General features: G+C 71.6%; 16 protein-coding genes and 1 pseudogene. 11 read left to right on the top strand and 6 right to left on the bottom strand.

Annotated features, from left to right (window positions below; translation table 11 throughout):
- The first annotated feature begins 31 nt into the window (after positions 1-31).
- The 4 genes and pseudogenes from V6R91_RS25985 to V6R91_RS25970 form a co-directional block, all read left to right on the top strand.
- Positions 32-2,053 carry a TPM domain-containing protein gene (locus tag V6R91_RS25985; RefSeq protein ID WP_336397619.1) on the top strand — a complete coding sequence of 674 codons (2,022 nt, stop codon included), beginning with the start codon at positions 32-34 and terminating at the stop codon, positions 2,051-2,053.
- Between the two features lie 54 nt (positions 2,054-2,107).
- Positions 2,108-2,851 carry a PspA/IM30 family protein gene (locus V6R91_RS25980; RefSeq protein WP_336397618.1) on the top strand — a complete coding sequence of 248 codons (744 nt, stop codon included), beginning with the start codon at positions 2,108-2,110 and terminating at the stop codon, positions 2,849-2,851.
- Between the two features lie 74 nt (positions 2,852-2,925).
- Positions 2,926-3,753 (top strand): arginase family protein, encoded by an 828-nt coding sequence (locus V6R91_RS25975; protein WP_336397617.1) that lies wholly within the window; start codon positions 2,926-2,928, stop codon positions 3,751-3,753.
- A 74-nt stretch (positions 3,754-3,827) separates the two neighbouring features.
- Positions 3,828-4,196 (top strand): annotated as a pseudogene (locus tag V6R91_RS25970) (Fe-S oxidoreductase); the annotation flags it as partial.
- Positions 4,197-4,219: 23 nt separating this feature from the next.
- Here V6R91_RS25970 and V6R91_RS25965 read toward each other — a convergent pair.
- From V6R91_RS25965 to V6R91_RS25955, 3 genes are read right to left on the bottom strand one after another with little or no spacing between them, the layout of a single operon-like run.
- The gene (locus tag V6R91_RS25965) at positions 4,220-4,705 is read right to left on the bottom strand and encodes an SIP domain-containing protein (RefSeq protein ID WP_336397616.1); all 486 of its coding nucleotides are present in this window, start codon (positions 4,703-4,705) and stop codon (positions 4,220-4,222) included.
- 60 nt (positions 4,706-4,765) lie between these two features.
- Positions 4,766-5,470 (bottom strand): tyrosine-protein phosphatase, encoded by a 705-nt coding sequence (locus V6R91_RS25960; RefSeq protein ID WP_336397615.1) that lies wholly within the window; start codon positions 5,468-5,470, stop codon positions 4,766-4,768.
- Entirely contained in the window at positions 5,467-5,934 is a 468-nt protein-coding gene (locus V6R91_RS25955) for a carboxymuconolactone decarboxylase family protein (protein WP_067245092.1), read from the bottom strand. The genes V6R91_RS25960 and V6R91_RS25955 overlap by 4 nt, the downstream gene beginning before the upstream one ends.
- 186 nt (positions 5,935-6,120) lie before the next feature.
- On the opposite strand from V6R91_RS25955, the gene V6R91_RS25950 reads away from it, so the two are divergent.
- The 6 genes from V6R91_RS25950 (at position 6,121) to V6R91_RS25925 (ending at position 12,133) form a co-directional block, all read left to right on the top strand.
- Positions 6,121-7,050, top strand: a complete 930-nt coding sequence (locus V6R91_RS25950; RefSeq protein WP_336397614.1) for an alpha/beta fold hydrolase — start codon at positions 6,121-6,123, stop codon at positions 7,048-7,050.
- A gap of 88 nt (positions 7,051-7,138) precedes the next feature.
- The gene (locus V6R91_RS25945) at positions 7,139-8,641 is read left to right on the top strand and encodes an ABC transporter substrate-binding protein (protein ID WP_336397613.1); all 1,503 of its coding nucleotides are present in this window, start codon (positions 7,139-7,141) and stop codon (positions 8,639-8,641) included.
- An 18-nt stretch (positions 8,642-8,659) separates the two neighbouring features.
- On the top strand, positions 8,660-9,610 hold the full coding sequence (locus V6R91_RS25940) for an ABC transporter permease (RefSeq protein WP_336397612.1): 951 nt from the start codon (positions 8,660-8,662) through the stop codon (positions 9,608-9,610).
- Positions 9,607-10,512 (top strand): ABC transporter permease, encoded by a 906-nt coding sequence (locus V6R91_RS25935; protein ID WP_336397611.1) that lies wholly within the window; start codon positions 9,607-9,609, stop codon positions 10,510-10,512. The genes V6R91_RS25940 and V6R91_RS25935 overlap by 4 nt, the downstream gene beginning before the upstream one ends.
- Positions 10,509-11,318 carry an ABC transporter ATP-binding protein gene (locus tag V6R91_RS25930; protein ID WP_336397610.1) on the top strand — a complete coding sequence of 270 codons (810 nt, stop codon included), beginning with the start codon at positions 10,509-10,511 and terminating at the stop codon, positions 11,316-11,318. Before V6R91_RS25935 ends, V6R91_RS25930 begins: the two co-directional genes overlap by 4 nt.
- Positions 11,315-12,133 (top strand): ATP-binding cassette domain-containing protein, encoded by an 819-nt coding sequence (locus tag V6R91_RS25925; protein WP_336397609.1) that lies wholly within the window; start codon positions 11,315-11,317, stop codon positions 12,131-12,133. Before V6R91_RS25930 ends, V6R91_RS25925 begins: the two co-directional genes overlap by 4 nt.
- Positions 12,134-12,166: 33 nt before the next feature.
- On the opposite strand, the gene V6R91_RS25920 is transcribed toward V6R91_RS25925, so the two are convergent.
- The 3 genes from V6R91_RS25920 to V6R91_RS25910 are packed head-to-tail and all read right to left on the bottom strand — an operon-like array spanning position 12,167 to position 14,185.
- A complete protein-coding gene (locus V6R91_RS25920; protein WP_336397608.1) occupies positions 12,167-12,712 on the bottom strand; it encodes a GNAT family N-acetyltransferase in 546 nt (181 codons plus the stop codon).
- Positions 12,709-13,398 carry a uracil-DNA glycosylase gene (locus V6R91_RS25915; protein ID WP_336397606.1) on the bottom strand — a complete coding sequence of 230 codons (690 nt, stop codon included), beginning with the start codon at positions 13,396-13,398 and terminating at the stop codon, positions 12,709-12,711. Before V6R91_RS25915 ends, V6R91_RS25920 begins: the two co-directional genes overlap by 4 nt.
- 4 nt (positions 13,399-13,402) lie before the next feature.
- Positions 13,403-14,185 (bottom strand): SDR family oxidoreductase, encoded by a 783-nt coding sequence (locus V6R91_RS25910; RefSeq protein WP_336397605.1) that lies wholly within the window; start codon positions 14,183-14,185, stop codon positions 13,403-13,405.
- A 221-nt stretch (positions 14,186-14,406) separates the two neighbouring features.
- Between V6R91_RS25910 and V6R91_RS25905 the strand changes: the two genes are divergently transcribed.
- Positions 14,407-15,729, top strand: coding sequence for a bifunctional o-acetylhomoserine/o-acetylserine sulfhydrylase (locus V6R91_RS25905; protein ID WP_336397604.1), 1,323 nt, complete (start codon positions 14,407-14,409; stop codon positions 15,727-15,729).
- Positions 15,730-15,923: the final 194 nt, after the last annotated feature.

Raw genomic sequence — 15,923 nt, 5'->3', positions numbered from 1 at the left:
GGGGCCGCACGGCTCCGCGGAGGGAGCGAGCATGCGGGCGCGCTGGACGATCGTGGCCGGCCTGGTGCTGGCGTTCCTCGTGTCGGGGACCTTCGCATCCGCGGCGTCGGCCACCGATCCCGGGCGCCTGGACGAGGGGCACGTCACCGACGTCAGCGGCGTGCTCACGCCCGCGCAGGAGGACGCCGCCGAGGCACGGCTGGCCGAGCTCGCCGAGAAGGCCGGCGCCGAGCTCTTCGTCGTGTTCGTCCCGGAGTTCACGAACCCGTCCGACAACGTCGACTGGGTGGCCGCGACCGCGAACGGCAACGGCTTCAACTCCCGCCAGTACCTCGTCGGCATCGCGACCGAGGGGCGGACGTTCGCCATCGCCGGCCCGAAGCAAGACGGCCCGATCTCGGTCGCCGACCGCGAGAAGATCACCGACGCGATGCTCCCGGCGCTTCGGGAAAGCGACTGGGCCGGCGCCGTCACCGCCGGCGCGGACAAGGTGCAGGACATGCTGGTCGATGCTCCGGCCCGCGCGGCGACGACCTGGGCGATCATTGGCATCGTCGCCCTCGTCGCTGTCGTGGTCGTCGTGATCGTGGTCCTCGTCCGCCGCGCTCGCCGGCGCGCTGCGGAGCGCGCCCGCAAGGAGCAGGAGATCGCCGACCTCGCCCAGCAGGCCGGCGTCGCGCTCGTCCGGACCGACGACGTGGTCCGCATGAGCGAGCAGGAGATGGAGTACGCCAGGGCACAGTTCGGCGACGAGGTCATCGGCGAGTTCCTGACGGCTCTGCAGACCTCGCGAAAGAACCTGGACGAGGCGTTCTCCCTGAAGCAGAAGCTCGACGACGAGATCCCCGACACGGACGCCCAGCGGCGGGAGTGGAACCAGCGGATCATCCAGCTCTGCTCGGAGTCGACCCAGGTCCTGGAGGAGCGCAAGGCCGACTTCGACGCGCTGCGGAAGCTCGAGCAGAACGCGCCCGAGGCGCTGGAGAACGTCCGCCGCCTCCGCGCCGCCGCCGGGGCGGAGATCGACCGTGCGGAGCAGATCCTCGCGACCCTGACGGCCACCTATGCCGCGACGGCCGTCTCCGCTGTCACCGACAACCCCGCACAGGCACGCTCGCGTCTGTCCTTCACGGACCAGCAGATCCAGGCCGCGGAGCAGCAGATCGCGGCCGGCGAGACGGGCGACGCCGCCGTGTCGATCCGTGCGGCCGAGGGCGCGGTGCAGCAGGCGACGCAATTGGAGGACGCGGTCGAGCGCCTCGCGACGGACCTCAAGACCGCCGACGACGGCACCACCGGCCTCCTCGCCGAGATCCAGCAGGATCTGCAGACGGCACAGAGCCTGCCGGACGCGGACGGGTCCGTGGCCCGTGCGATGGACGTGGCCCGAGGCCAGGTCGCACAGGCCCAGGCGCTGCTCGGCCCCTCCGGGCGCGACCCGCTCACGGCGCTGCGCGTGCTCGACGCCGCGAACGACGCGCTCGACGCCGTCATCCAGCACGTCCGCGACGAGCAGGCGAAGATCGCGCACGCGCGCAGTGTGCTCGGCAGCACGATCCAGCGTGCCGACGCGCAGATCGCGTCCGCCGACGGCTTCATCCGCAGCCGCCGCGGCGCGATCAGCTCGGCGGCCCGCACCCGGCTCGCCGAAGCCCAGACCGTCCGCGACCAGGCCCGCAGCGCCGCCGACGGGGACCCGGTCGCGGCCTTGGCGCTGGCTCAGCGCGCCGACAGCCTCGCCACCGAGGCGCTCCGACAGGCGCAGCAGGACGTCAACGCCTGGGACGACGGCCCGTGGGGCGGGGGCGGCGGGCGCGGAAACGACGACACCCTCGGCGCTCTTCTCGGCGGCATTCTCATCGGCCGCGCCTCGGGAAACCGCGGCGGCGGCGGAGGCTGGGGCGGCGGTGGCGGCGGCGGACTCTTCGGCGGGGGCGGCAGCAGCGGAAGCAGCGGCGGCTTCTTCGGCGGAGGCGGCGGAGGCTTCTCCGTCGGCGGCTTCGGCGGAGGAGGAGGCGGCAGCCACTCCGGATCCAGCGGAGGCCGATTCTGATCCTGTCCTGTCCCTGACCCACAAGCACGACACGCAATGCGAAAGGAAACGCCCATGACCAAGCAGTCGATCTTCGGTCGCATCTCGACCCTGGTGAAGGCGAACATCAACGCGCTCCTCGACTCCGCCGAGGACCCGCAGAAGATGCTCGACCAGCTCGTGCGCGACTACACCAACAACATCGCCGACGCCGAGTCGGCCATCGCCGAGACCATCGGCAACCTGCGTCTACTGGAGCGCGACCACGAAGAGGACGTCCAGGCCGCGGCGGAATGGGGCAACAAGGCCCTCGCCGCCAGCCGCAAGGCCGACGAGCTGCGCACCTCGGGCAGCGCCGCCGACGCGGACAAGTTCGACAACCTCGCCAAGGTGGCCCTGCAGCGCCAGATCAGCTCGGAGCGCGAGGCGAAGGCCGCCGAGCCGCAGATCGCGTCCCAGACGGAGATCGTCGACAAGCTCAAGAGCGGCCTCAACGGCATGAAGCAGAAGCTCGAGGAGCTGAAGAACAAGCGCAGCGAGCTGCTCGCCCGCGCCAAGGTCGCCGAGGCGCAGACCAAGGTGCAGGACGCCGTGGGCTCCATCAACGTCCTGGACCCGACCAGCGAGCTGGGCCGTTTCGAGGACAAGATCCGTCGTCAGGAGGCGATCGCCCAGGGCAAGGCCGAGATCGCGGCCTCGTCGATCGACGCGCAGTTCGAGAGCCTCGAGGACCTCGGCGAGCTCACCGAGGTGGAGGCGCGCCTGGCCGAGCTGAAGGCCGGCGGCGCTCCCAAGCCGCAGGCCGCGATCGAGGACTGAGGTCCTCCGCCGCACCCATGACGGGGAGGGCTCCCGACAGGGGCCCTCCCCGCTTCGATCCAGGGAGAAGGATCATGTCCCGTTTCCTCGTCGTCCCGCAGTGGCAGGGCTCCCCCGCTCCCCGCGCCATGCTCCTCACGGACGGAGCGGCCGCCATCGCCGGGGACCTCCCACGGGCGGCCACCACCCTCCTCGACGTCCCCCTGGAGGCCGGCGACGCTCAGGGCACGGCCGTGCACCGGCTGAGCAGCCTGCGCCGGACGCAGGAGCTCATGCGGGACGTCCTGACCCAACCGGGATCCGGGGCCGTCGACGAGCCGACGATCGTCATCGGCGGCGACTGCGGCGTCTCGGTCGCTGCCGTCGACGCCCTGCCCGGCGGCCTGGACGACGTCGCGATCGTCTGGTGCGATGCGCACCCCGACCTCCACACGCCGTCGTCCTCCCCGTCCGGCGCGTTCTCCGGCATGTCCCTCCGTGCGCTCCTCGGCGACCCGGCCTCCCCGCTTCCCGCGCGTTCGGGCATCGCTCCCGAGCGCATCGTGCTCGTCGGAGCGCGGGCGATCGACGAACCGGAACGCCGGTTCCTCGACGATTCCGGGATCGCCGAGCTCTCCGCGCTGGAGGATCCCGCCGCCCTCGCCCAGGCGGTCGCCGACACCGGAGCATCCCGCGTCTACGTCCACGTGGACGTGGACGTGATCGACCCCGCCGAGCTCGCCGGCGTCTCCCATCCCGCCCCCTTCGGCCTCTCGGTCGCCGACCTCGTCGCGGCCCTGCGCGGCCTGCGCGCGCAGCTCCCCCTCGCCGGGGCGACGATCGCCGGATTCGCTCCGCGGTCGCCGCTGGCCGCGGTCGACGACATGGGCGCGATCCTCCGACTGATCGGCGCCCTCGCGTGACGCGGACCGAACCGGACTCGGTGCGCCGAGAGGCGGCGGACGTCCTCGCGCGCGGGCGCCGATTCGACGCGAGGATCCCCTCGATTCTTCTGCGCTCCCCGCTCAGCCGGCTCGGCTACCTCTGGGGCACGGCCGTCGGGTGGGTGTGGGGCGGCCTGTGGAGCACCGGCCCCGTCGAACGGCGCGGGGGCCTGTGGGTCTTCCGCGGCATGCCCTCATGGACCTTCGCTCGCGGCGGCGTGTGCGTCGGCGGCTGCTTCCTGACCGGCGACGCCGAGCCGGATGAGCGTTTGCTGCGCCACGAGGCCGTGCACCGCACCCAGTGGCTCCGCTACGGGTTCCTCATGCCGGTGCTGTACCTCTTCGCCGGGAGAGACCCGCTGCGCAACCGCTTCGAGATCGAAGCCGGCTTGGAGGACGGGAACTATCTGCCGCGGCGCGCTCGCAACGACGGAGTCGTCCGAGCTCAGACCAGCCGGGAGAAGCGCTCCGGCGCGTCGATGGCCGCCCGCTCGACGCCGAGGCGCCCGGTGAGGTGATCCACGATGTCGGCCGTGCCGACGAACCCGCCGAGCAGGGTGATGCGCGTGGGCAGCGAGGCGGCGGCATCCGTGTCGCCGACGCAGAGCATCTCATCCGCCCAGGCGATCGCCGCCCGGGAGACGGCGGCTCCCGGAGTGCAGCGGCGTCCGGTTCCCGGAGCGCCCGAGCGGGACGCACGGGGCAGCCAGGAGATCGTCATCCGCGGCGGTGCGGACAGAGGCACGATGGAGTCCGCATCCGGCACCTCGACGAAGATCCGCCCCGTCGTGCACAGCGGCAGAGTGGCCAGCAGCGCCTCCAGCTCCACGAGGGAGTGCTCGTCGGCCGTGATCAGGTGCTGGACCTGAGGGCGACGAGACGCCCGGCGCTGGGCGCGGGGCTTCGTGGCGAGGGCGGTGCGGGGAGTCATCGTGCCTTCAGCTTAGCACCGAAGAAGGGTTGCCTTACCTTGCTCGACCTCGTCCCGCAGTCACTCGACCAGCGCGGCGCCCAGGGCATCGAGCTCGCGGCGGGTCAGCCCCGCGGCCAGCAGGTATTCCGCGGCAGATCCGTAGCGCTCGTCCACATGGACGAGCAGGTCGCGCATCACCGGCGCCGGCGATGCCGTGGCCAGGGCGAGAGCGTGGCGCGCGTCCGGGTGATGCGCACGGAGCCGCTCCGCGACCATCCGCACGTGCTCCGGCGGCATGAGCGTCTCCGTCAGTGCGTAGTCGGCGATCACCGCCTCACGATCCGCTCCGACCGCGGACAGGGCGAGCGCAACGCTCACGCCAGTGCGGTCCTTCCCCGCCGTGCAGTGCACGAGCGTCGGCTCCCCGTCGGCGAGCAGACGAGCCACCTCGACCATCCGCGCCGCGGCGTCGTCGACGAGGCGGCGGTACATCATCGGCAGGCTCACATCCTCCACGAACAGGGAGGCGACCGATCCGTGGAAGAGCGGAATGCGCGTGACCGGCACCTCGACGAGCGCGGACGGCTGGTAGCGGACCTCGTCGTCGTCGCGGAGGTCGACGACGCGGCGCACACGATCACGCAGGATCGCCCGCCCGTGCGCCGTCAGGCCGGAGAGGTGCCCGGAGCGCAGGAGCACGCCCTGCCGGATCCGGGAGGCTCCGGCAGGGATCCCGCCGACGTCGCGGACGTTCGCGGCGCCGGGGACGTCGAGGACGGTCACCGCGCCTCGCGCGGAGGAACCGGGTACCGCCCGGCGATGACGATCCGGTTGAACGCGTTGATCGAGACGCAGGCCCAGCTGAGGGCCGCGTACTCCTTCTCCGTGAAGACGCTCCCCACACGGTCGTACACGTCGTCGGGGATCCCCTCGTCGTGGATGAAGGTGAACGCCTCGGCGAGCTCGAGAGCCGCGCGCTCGCGGTCGGAGAAGACGCCCGACTCGCGCCAGGTCGGCAGCTGCGTGAGCGTGTCGACGTCGACGCCGGCGGCGAGAGCCCGGTCGACGTGGATTCGTGCACAGTACGCACAGCCGTTGAGCTGGGAGCAGTGGATGAGGACGAGCTCCTTCAGCCGGTCGTCGATGCCGTTGGCCCGGCAGATGTCCCCGACCGTGTTCGAGAAGGCGTCCAGCGCCTGATAGGCCGTCGGCTCGGTCCGGGACAGGTGCACACGCTTCTCGCTCATGGCCTCAGCGTACCCGCCCGCGCCCGCACCGGGACCGATGCGGAACGACATTGTTCGTCACATCGAAAATCAGATCGACAATCAAATTCACCTTCTGATGCTCATAGTGACGGTACCCACAGGCATTTCCTTGTCACTTTGCTCTCACATTTCTCCCGAGGGCTCCGGGGGGAGCACAATGAGGGCGTGCCCACCGAGACCACCGAGTTCTCCTTCCTCGACGCCCAGGCCCGCGCGCTCGGAGCGAGCGTCCCGTCGGTGGCGCGGGTGTCGCTCCCCCTGCCGGACGGGCGCAACCTCAGCGCGCTCCGCTTCGGGGACGACGCCCCCGACGTCACCTTCCTCCACGGTGCCGGGCTCAACGCGCACACGTGGGACGCGACCATCCTGGCACTCGGGAAACCGGCGATCGCGATCGATCTCGCCGGCCACGGCGATTCCTCCTGGCGCGACGACCTCGACTACTCCGCCCGCACGCTCGCCGCCGACGTCGCCGTCGCGCTCGAAGCGTGGACGCGGACGCCGCAGGTCGTCGTCGGACAGTCGCTCGGCGGCCTCACCGCCGCCGCCCTCGCGGCCTCGCACCCCGACCTCGTACGGGAGGTGATCGTCGTCGACATCACCCCCGACGTCGACACGAACGCCGGACCGGCGGTGCTGAGGACCTTCTACGAGCAGACGGACGCCGCGTCCCGCGACGAGTTCGTGGACAGGGCGATGGCGTTCGGCCTGGGCGGAAGCCGGGAGGACACCGAACGCGGCGTGTACCTCAACACCCGCGTCCGCCCCGACGGCCGTGTCGAGTGGAAGCACCACTTCGCCCGTCTCGCCGCTCAGCTCCTCGCCGCGCCGGCCACGGGGACGGACGCCTCGGCGGCAGGCCCCGCCCTCGGGGAGGACGGCTGGGAAGACCTCGCCGCCGTCACGGCTCCGCTCACCCTCGTGCGGGCGTCGCAGGGATTCGTCACGGAGTCCGACGCCGCCGCGTTCGCCGCGCGGGTCCCCGGAGCACGCGTCGTCGAGCAGGACGCGTCCCACAACGTCCAGGAGACCGCCCCGGCCGCGCTGGCCGCGCTGATCCGCACCGCCGTCGACCGCACCGCCGCCCGTCCGTGACCCGGCGTCCCCCGCACACACCCCGCTTCTTCCCGTCCCTCCCCTGCACCCCGACACCGGCTACCGCCGCCCTCCGAGAGGAACTCCCATGAGCCGCCGTTCCACGGGTCTCGTCCTGATCACCGGCCTCGCCGCCGCCGCGCTCGCGCTCAGCGCGTGCTCGACGCCGTCCGGCTCCGGCACCGGTGAACCGGATGCCGGCGCCACGCTGAACGTCGGCTTGGTGCTGGAGCCGACCAACCTCGACATCCGGCGCACGAGCGGCGCCGCGCTCGAGCAGATCCTCGTCGACAACATCTACGAGGGCCTGGTGACCCGGACGCCCGACAACCAGATCACCGAGCGTCTCGCCTCCGAGTACTCGGTCTCCGAGGACGGCCTCACGTACACCTTCACCCTCAACGAGGGCATCACCTTCCACAACGGCGACCCGCTCACCTCGGTGGACGTGGTGTCCTCGCTGCAGGCTGTGAAGGACGACGAGTCCCTCCAGGGCCACGCCGAGCTCGCCGGCGTCGCGCAGATCGCGGGGCCCGACCTCGAGACGGTGGTCATCACGCTCTCGGCCCCGAACCAGAACTTCCTCTTCTCGCTCACCGGCGTCGCCGGGCTGGTGTTCCAGAACGGGGACACGACCGACCTCAAGGACGCCGAGAACGGCACGGGGCCCTTCACCCTCGATGCGTGGCGCAAGGGCAGCTCCATCACCTTCACCCGGTACGAGGACTACTGGGGCGACAAGGCCGGCGTCGCCGAGGTCGTGTTCGACTACATCCCGGACTTCACCGCCGGCGTCAACGCGGCGCTCGACGGATCGCTCGACGTGCTCACGGCGGTGGATCCGAACCTCGCCCCGCAGCTGGAGAAGAGCGGCCAGTTCACCCTGACCACCGGTCGCACCACGGACAAGGCCACCCTCGCGTTCAACAACGCGAAGCCGCCGCTGGACGACGTCCGCGTCCGCGAGGCGCTGCGACTGGCGATCGATCACGACGCGCTCGTGGAGGCCGTGGGTGCGGGGCAGACCCTCTACGGTCCGATCCCTGAGCTCGACCCGGGTTACGAGGACCTTTCCTCCGTCGCCCCGCACGACCCCGAGAAGGCCAAGCAGCTCCTCGCCGAGGCCGGCCACGAGAAGCTGGATCTGGCCCTCACGATCCCGAACTTCTACGGCACGACGGTTCCCCAGGTGCTCGTCTCCGACTTCAAGAAGGTGGGGGTCGACCTCACCGTGAACTCGGTCGAGTTCCCCGCGTGGCTCGAGGACGTGTACAAGAACCACGACTACGACCTGAGCTTCGTGCTGCACGTGGAGCCCCGCGACTTCGGCAACTTCGCCAACCCCGAGTACTACTTCGGCTACGAAAACCCCGAAGTCCAGAAGCTGTACGCCGACGCGCTCGCCGCCCTGGACGAGAAGACCTCGAACGAGCTGCTGGCCCAGGCCGCGCGCCTGGTCTCCGAGGACCATGCCGCGGACTGGCTGTACAACGGTGCGACGATCACCGCATTCGTTCCCGGTGTGAGCGGGTTCCCGGAGGACTCCATCAACTCGCGCCTGGACCTGCGCGGCGTCACCCTCGCGGACTGATCCGCCCGATCTCCCGTCGTGCTCCGCTACGCGCTCATCCGAGGAGCCCTGCTGATCGCAGGGCTCCTCGTGGCGAGCATCGTCATCTTCCTCGCTCTGCGGGTCTTCCCCGGGGACGTCGCCCAGCTCATCGCCGGGGACAAGGCCACCCCGGCGCAGGTGGCGGCGCTCCGTGAGGCCCTGGGTCTCGATCGGCCGCTGTTCGTCCAGTACGGCGAGTGGATCGGCGGGGTCCTGCGCGGCGACCTCGGGACCTCGCAGCTGAGCGGCGCCTCGGTGGCCGCGGAGATCGCGGCGAAGGCGCAGGTCACGGTCCCGCTGGGCGTCCTGGCGCTGCTCATCGCCCTGCTGATCGCGATCCCGCTCGGGATCCTCGCCGCGCTGCTCCGCGGTCGCCGCGCCGGCGCTGCCGTCAACGTGGCGGCTCAGGCGGTCGCCGCGGTGCCGGTGGTGTGGGCCGGGATGATGCTCGTCGTCGTCTTCGCCGTGTGGCTGGGCTGGCTGCCCGCGCAGGGCTTCCCGCGGGACGGATGGGCGCGGCCGGACGCTGCGCTCCGCGCGCTGATCCTCCCCGCGCTGACGATCGGCGTCGTCGAGGGCGCCATGCTGCTGCGCTTCGTCCGCAGCGCGACGCTCCAGGCCGCGTCCCAGGACTTCGTCCGCACGGCCGCGGCCAAGGGGCTCACCCGCTCCCGCGCGCTCGTGCGCCACGGGATCCCGGCGGTCGGCCTCTCCATCGTCACCGTCCTCGGGCTCCAGGTGGCCGGGATCGTCGTGGGATCGGTCGTGATCGAACAGCTCTTCACGCTGCCGGGGATCGGCCGGATGCTCGTCGCCGACGTCGGCACCCGGGACCTGGTGAAGGTGCAGAGCGAACTGCTCGTGCTCACCGGGTTCGTCCTCGTCATCGGCTTCCTGGTCGATCTCGTCCACCACCTCGTGGATCCCCGGCAGAGGGAGGCCGCATGACCGACACGGCTCGACCGATCCCCCGGAGGCGCGGGGTACGCCGGATCTGGACCACGGCGGGAGGCCGGTTCGGTCTCGTGGTCGTCGCGATCATCGCCCTCCTCGCACTCACCTCGCTCGTGTGGACGCCGTTCGACCCCCGCGCCACCGACGTCGCGGCCCGGTGGCAGGGACCCGGATGGCCCCACCTCCTCGGCACCGACGGCACCGGGCGGGACATCCTCAGCCTGATCATGGCGGGAAGCCGCACCACGGTGCTCGTCGCGGTGGGAGCGGGCCTCGTGGCCACCGTGGTCGGCGTCCTCCTCGGGGCACTCGGAGCGCTCACGACCCGCGCGATCCGGGAGACCGTCGCGGTCCTCGTCGACATCCTGATCGCGTTCCCGGTCCTCATCATCGCGATGATGATCTCAGCGGTGTGGGGCGGTTCGCTGTGGGTGGTCGTGTGGGCCGTGGGCCTCGGCTTCGGTGTGAACATCGCCCGCGTCACCCGCCCGGAACTGCGTCGGGTGCAGCAGAGCGACTTCGTGCTCGCCGGTCGCGCCTCGGGCCTCACTCCGCTGCAGAGCCTGGTGCAGCACCTGCTTCCCAATGTGGCACCGGTCTTCATCGTGCAGCTGTCGTGGTCGATGGCCGTCGCCGTGCTCGCCGAGGCCGGACTGTCCTACCTGGGCTTCGGCGCCTCGGTCGTGGATCCGTCCTGGGGCGTCCTCCTGGCGGACCTGCAGCGGTACATCGCCGTCCATCCGCTGTCGGTGGTCTGGCCGGGGCTCGCGATCACGCTGACCGTGCTCGCGCTCAACCTCCTCGGCGACGGCCTGCGTGACGCGACGGATCCGACCCTGCGACAGAATCCGCGGGCCGCCGCCGCGCGCTCGCATGTCCCGGAGGTGGTCGCGTGAGCCTCGAGGTCTCGGATCTGCGCATCGACATCGACGGCCGCCGCGTCGTGGACGGCGTCAGCTTCAGCGTCCCCGACGGCGCGCGGGTCGGTCTCATCGGCGAGTCCGGGTCCGGCAAGTCCCTGACCGCGCTCGCCGTGCTCGGCCTGCTCCCCGAGGGCGCGATCGCCACCGGTTCCGTGCGCTGGCGGGGGCGGGAGATCCTCGGCCTGCCCGACCGCGAGCTCGCTACGGTGCGCGGCGACGAGATCGGGATCGTGTTCCAGGAGCCCCGCACGGCGCTGAACCCGATCCGCACCGTCGGGCGCCAGATCGGCGAGAGCATCCGGATCCACGAACGGATCGGACGCCGCGCGGCGCGGTCGAGGGCGATCGCCGAGGCGGAGCGCGTCCGCCTTCCCGACCCCGCGTCGATCATCGACCGCTATCCCCATCAGCTCTCCGGGGGGCAGCGGCAGCGGGTCGCGATCGCCATGGCGCTGGCCGCCCGTCCGCGCCTGCTGATCGCCGACGAGCCGACGACCGCGCTGGACGTGACGATCCAGGCGGAGATCCTGACGCTGCTGCTCTCCCTCGTCGCCTCGGAAGGGATGTCGCTCGTGTTCATCACCCATGACCTGGCGGTGCTCGCCCAGGTCGCGACCCACGGCGTGGTCCTGGAGGACGGCCGGGTGGTCGAGGAAGGGCCCGTCGACACCCTGCTGAGCGCCCCGGCGTCCGCGGTCACCCAGGGGCTGCTGCGTGACGCGACCGCCACGCTCTGGCGTCCGGAGCCGAGCTCGCCGGGCGAACGGGAGCAGCCATGACCGCTCTGATCCGCGCACGCGGCCTCGGCCGCTCCTTCCCGGTCCCCCGCCGCTCCCTCGGCGAGCCCCGGCGCACGACCACGGCCCTGGACGGCGTCGACCTCGACGTCGCCGAGGGGTCCGCGCTCGGCCTCATCGGCGAGTCCGGATCGGGGAAGTCGACCCTCGTCCGGCTGCTGCTGGCCCTCGATCGCCCGACGACCGGCTCCGTGCAGATCGCGGGTCGTCCCGTGGACGCCCGCTCCTCCGCGCGGGACCTGCACTGGCTGCGGCGCCTGACCGGCCTGGTGTTCCAGGATCCCTACGCCTCGCTCGATCCGCGACTGAGCATCGCGCGGATCGTATCTGAGCCGCTGCGCGCCCTGGACATCGACGGAGATCACGCGGCGCGCGTCGCCGAGGTCCTGACGCAGGTCGGACTCGACCCGGATGCGGCGGAGCGGTATCCGCACGAGTTCTCCGGCGGGCAGCGCCAGCGGATCGCCCTGGCCCGCGCGATCGCCCACCGGCCCCGCATCCTGGTGGGTGACGAGCCGCTCTCGGCGCTCGACGTCACGGTGCGCGCGCAGATCCTGGCGCTGCTGTCCGAGCTTCGCACCGACGGACTGACCCTCATCCTCGTCTCGCACGACATCGGCGTGGTGCAGAACCTCTGCGACGCCGTCGCCGTGATGAAGGACGGCCGGATCGTGGAGCAGGGACCGACCGACGACGTCCTGCGCAGACCCGCCGCGGACTACACGCGACAGCTGCTCGCGGCGATCCCCGTGATCCCTTCGTCCGGCGATGCCGGGGCAGCCGCGGCGGGCGCCTGACTCCCCGGGCTGCCGTCCGCGCGCGACGCCGCGTCAGAGGGACTTCTGCAGGAACAGCACGTCCAGCGACCGGCCGAACTTCACCCCGACCCGCTCCAGCCGGCCCGCCTCCTCGAACCCGAACCGTCGATGCAGCGCGATGGATCCCGCCGCGGCGGTCGGCTCGATGACGGCGATCACCTCACGGAGCCCGGCGGCCGTCCCGGCGTCCAACAGGGCCGACAGCAGGACGCGCCCGAGCCCGCGCCCTCCGGCGCCGGGCCGGAGGTAGATCGAGTCCTCGACGGAGAAGCGATACGCCGACTTGGGACGCCAGTGCTGGAGCAGGGCGTACCCGATCACGCGGTCCGCCCCGTCCTCCGTCTCGGGCCCTGTGTCCTCGGCCACGAGGAACGGCAGGCCCGCCGCGGCGAGCACGCCCGCCTTCGTCTCCCAGTCCGCGAGCGTCGTCTCGATCTCGTCGAAGGTGACGGTGCTCTCTCGCACGTAGTGGTTGTAGATGTCGCGGATCGCGGGGAGGTCGCCGGCGACGGCCGGCCGGATCTCGACGCCCGCGGCCGGGGCGGCACCGACGCTCACGCGACCCGCCAGTCCACGGGACCCGCGCCGAGCTCGGCGAGCAGCGCGTTGGCCCGGGAGAACGGGCGGGAGCCGAAGAAACCGCGGCTGGCGGACAGCGGTGACGGGTGCGGCGAGGCGATCACCGGGGTGTCCCCCAGCATCGGACGAAGCCCCTCCGCGTCGCGACCCCACAGGATCGCGACCAGCGGCGCACCCCTCGCGACCAGGGTGCGGATCGCGAGCTCGGTGACCTTCTCCCATCCCCACCCGCGATGGGAGGCGGGCGTTCCGGGCCGTACCGTCAGGACGCGGTTCAGCAGCATCACGCCCTGATCGCTCCACGCCGAGAGGTCGCCGTGCGCGGCCGGGGGGATCCCGAGGTCGCTCTCCAGCTCGCGATAGATGTTCGTGAGGCTCCGGGGCAGCGGCCGCACGGATCGCTCGACCGCGAAGGACAGCCCGATGGGGTGCCCAGGGGTCGGGTACGGGTCCTGGCCGACGATGAGAACGCGGACGTCCTGGAGCGGACGGGAGAACGCGCGGAGGACGTGGGGTCCCGCAGGGAGGTAGCCGCGCCCGGCCGCGTTCTCCGCGCGCAGCCGGTCGCCCAGCTCGGCGATGAGGCCTCCCGCGGGGGCGAGTGCCTCGGCCCACCCCGGATCCAGCTGCCCGCTCTCCGCGAGCTCGGCGAGGGTCTGCGGCATGGGTTCAGTCCTCCCGGCGGGGCCGCAACGGGCCGCGCGCGAGGAGGTAGTGGGCGGCCTGCGCCACCGGGCGCATCGTCACGAGATCGAGGTTCACGTGGCCGGGGGCGTTCAGCGCGTACGCGATGACGTCGGCCACGTCGTCCGCGACCAGCGGGGCGTCGATCCCGGCGTAGACCGCCTCGGCGGCGGCGACGTCTCCGCCCAATCGATTCAGGGTGAACTCGGGGGTGTGCACGAGGCCCGGGGCGATCTCGACGACCCGGATGGGCTCCCCGTGAAGCTCCAGGCGGAGGGCGTGCACGAGCATCGACTCGCCGGCCTTGGCCGCGTTGTAGCCGGCTCCTCCCGGGTAGGCGGCCTGCGCCGCCGTGGAGGTGACGAACAGCACGTCGGCGTGCCCGTCCTCTGCGGCTGCGGAACGAAGCTGAGGCAGCAGCGCGGCGACGAGACGCTGCCCGGACAGCACGTTGGCCTCGTACATCCAGAGCCAGTCCTCGGGGGATCCGTCCTCGACGCGATCGGTCCCGCGGGCACCGCCGGCGACGTGCACGAGGGCGTGCACCGGCCCCGTCTCGGCGAGGTGGGCGGCGAGCGCCGACACGTCGTCCGCGTCCGTCAGGTCCGCCGCGAACGCGGCGGCCCCGGTCTCCTCCGCGAGCGCCTGCAGACGCTCCTCGCGCCGAGCCACCCCGACGACGTCCCACCCGCTCGCCCGCAGAGCGCGGACGGCTGCCTCGCCGATTCCCGTGCTCGCTCCGGTCACCACCGCTCGCCTGTTCACCATGGCTCCCACCGTACGACGAATCCTCGGCCGCGCCCGTCACCGGGCCAGCGTCGTCGCTTTTCCTGTTACGTCACATTTCCCGCGCGTTGTTGACAACGCGCGGGATCCGTAGTGTCGGGGTCAACATCGCGGCTCGCCCGATCCGCATCCCATCCGCATCCGCATCCGCATCCGCATCCGCATCCGACCGTCGTCACGGCGGCCACGAGCAAGGGGAGACCATGTCCGACACCGACAACTGGCGTTTCGAGACCAAGCAGATCCACGCCGGCGCCGCTCCGGACCCGGTCACCAAGGCGCGCGCCACGCCGATCTACCAGACCACCTCGTACGTGTTCGACAGCGCCGACCACGCCGCGAACCTCTTCGCCCTCGCGGAGTTCGGCAACATCTACACCCGCATCCAGAACCCGACGCAGGACGTCCTCGAGCAGCGCCTGGCGGCGCTGGAAGGCGGCACCGGCGCCCTCGTGCTCTCCAGCGGCCAGGCGGCGTCGACCTTCGCCATCCTGAACATCGCGCAGGCCGGCGACCACTTCGTCTCGTCCAGCTCCATCTACGGCGGCACCTACAACCTCTTCAAGTACACCCTCGCCAAGCTCGGGATCGAGGTCACCTTCGTCGAGAACCAGGACGACCCGGAGGAGTGGCGCCGCGCCGTCCGCCCGAACACCAAGCTGTTCTTCGCGGAGACCATCGGCAACCCGAAGATCAACGTCCTCGACATCCGAACCGTCGCCGACATTGCGCACGACAACGGCGTGCCGCTCATCGTCGACAACACGATCGCGACGCCGTACCTGATCCGTCCGTTCGAGCACGGCGCGGACATCATCGTCCACTCCGTGACCAAGTTCCTCGGCGGGCACGGCACCACGATCGGCGGCGCCGTCATCGACGGCGGCTCCTTCGCGTGGTCGCAGAACGTGGAGAAGTTCCCCGGGCTCACCGAGCCGGACCCCTCCTACCACGGGGCGTCCTACACCACGGCGGTCGGCGACGGCCTCGCCTACATCATCAAGGCCCGCGTGCAGCTGCTGCGCGACCTGGGATCGGCGATCGCGCCGCAGAGCGCCTGGAACCTCATCCAGGGCGTCGAGACGCTGTCGCTGCGCGTGGAGCGCCACGTGCAGAACGCGCAGGAGATCGCCGAGTGGCTGGATGCGCGCGACGACGTCGCGGCCGTGAACTACTCCGGCCTGCCGACCTCGCCCTGGTACGCCACGGCGAACCGGTACGCGCCCAAGGGCGTCGGCGCGGTGCTGTCGTTCGAGCTCAAGGGCGGCGTGGAGGCCGGTCGCGAGTTCGTGAACAGCCTCTCGCTCTTCAGCCACCTCGCCAACATCGGGGACGTGCGCTCGCTCGTCATCCACCCCGCCTCGACCACCCACGCGCAGCTCACGCCGGAGCAGCAGCTCTCCGCCGGGGTCACGCCGGGCCTGGTGCGCCTGTCGGTCGGTCTGGAGAACATCGAGGACCTGAAGGCGGACCTCGAGCAGGCCCTCGCCGCCGCGCGCACGGTCTCCGAGGCCGCCCGCGCCTGACACGCTCCTCCTCAGAGACGGAAGGGCCCCGGATCCACGATCCGGGGCCCTTCCGTCTCCCTCTCCTTCCTCCCCGTCAGGTCGTCGAGACCCCCTCGCGTCGCCCAGACCCCCCCTTGGAAACGCGTATCTGCGAGGGGGTCTCGGCGCTCCGAGGGGGTTTCGGCACGAAGAGGGAGGAGGGAGGAGGCAGG

The sequence above is a fragment of the Microbacterium sp. CCNWLW41 genome (assembly GCF_037083505.1).
This window is presented reverse-complemented; position numbering and strand designations above follow the sequence as displayed.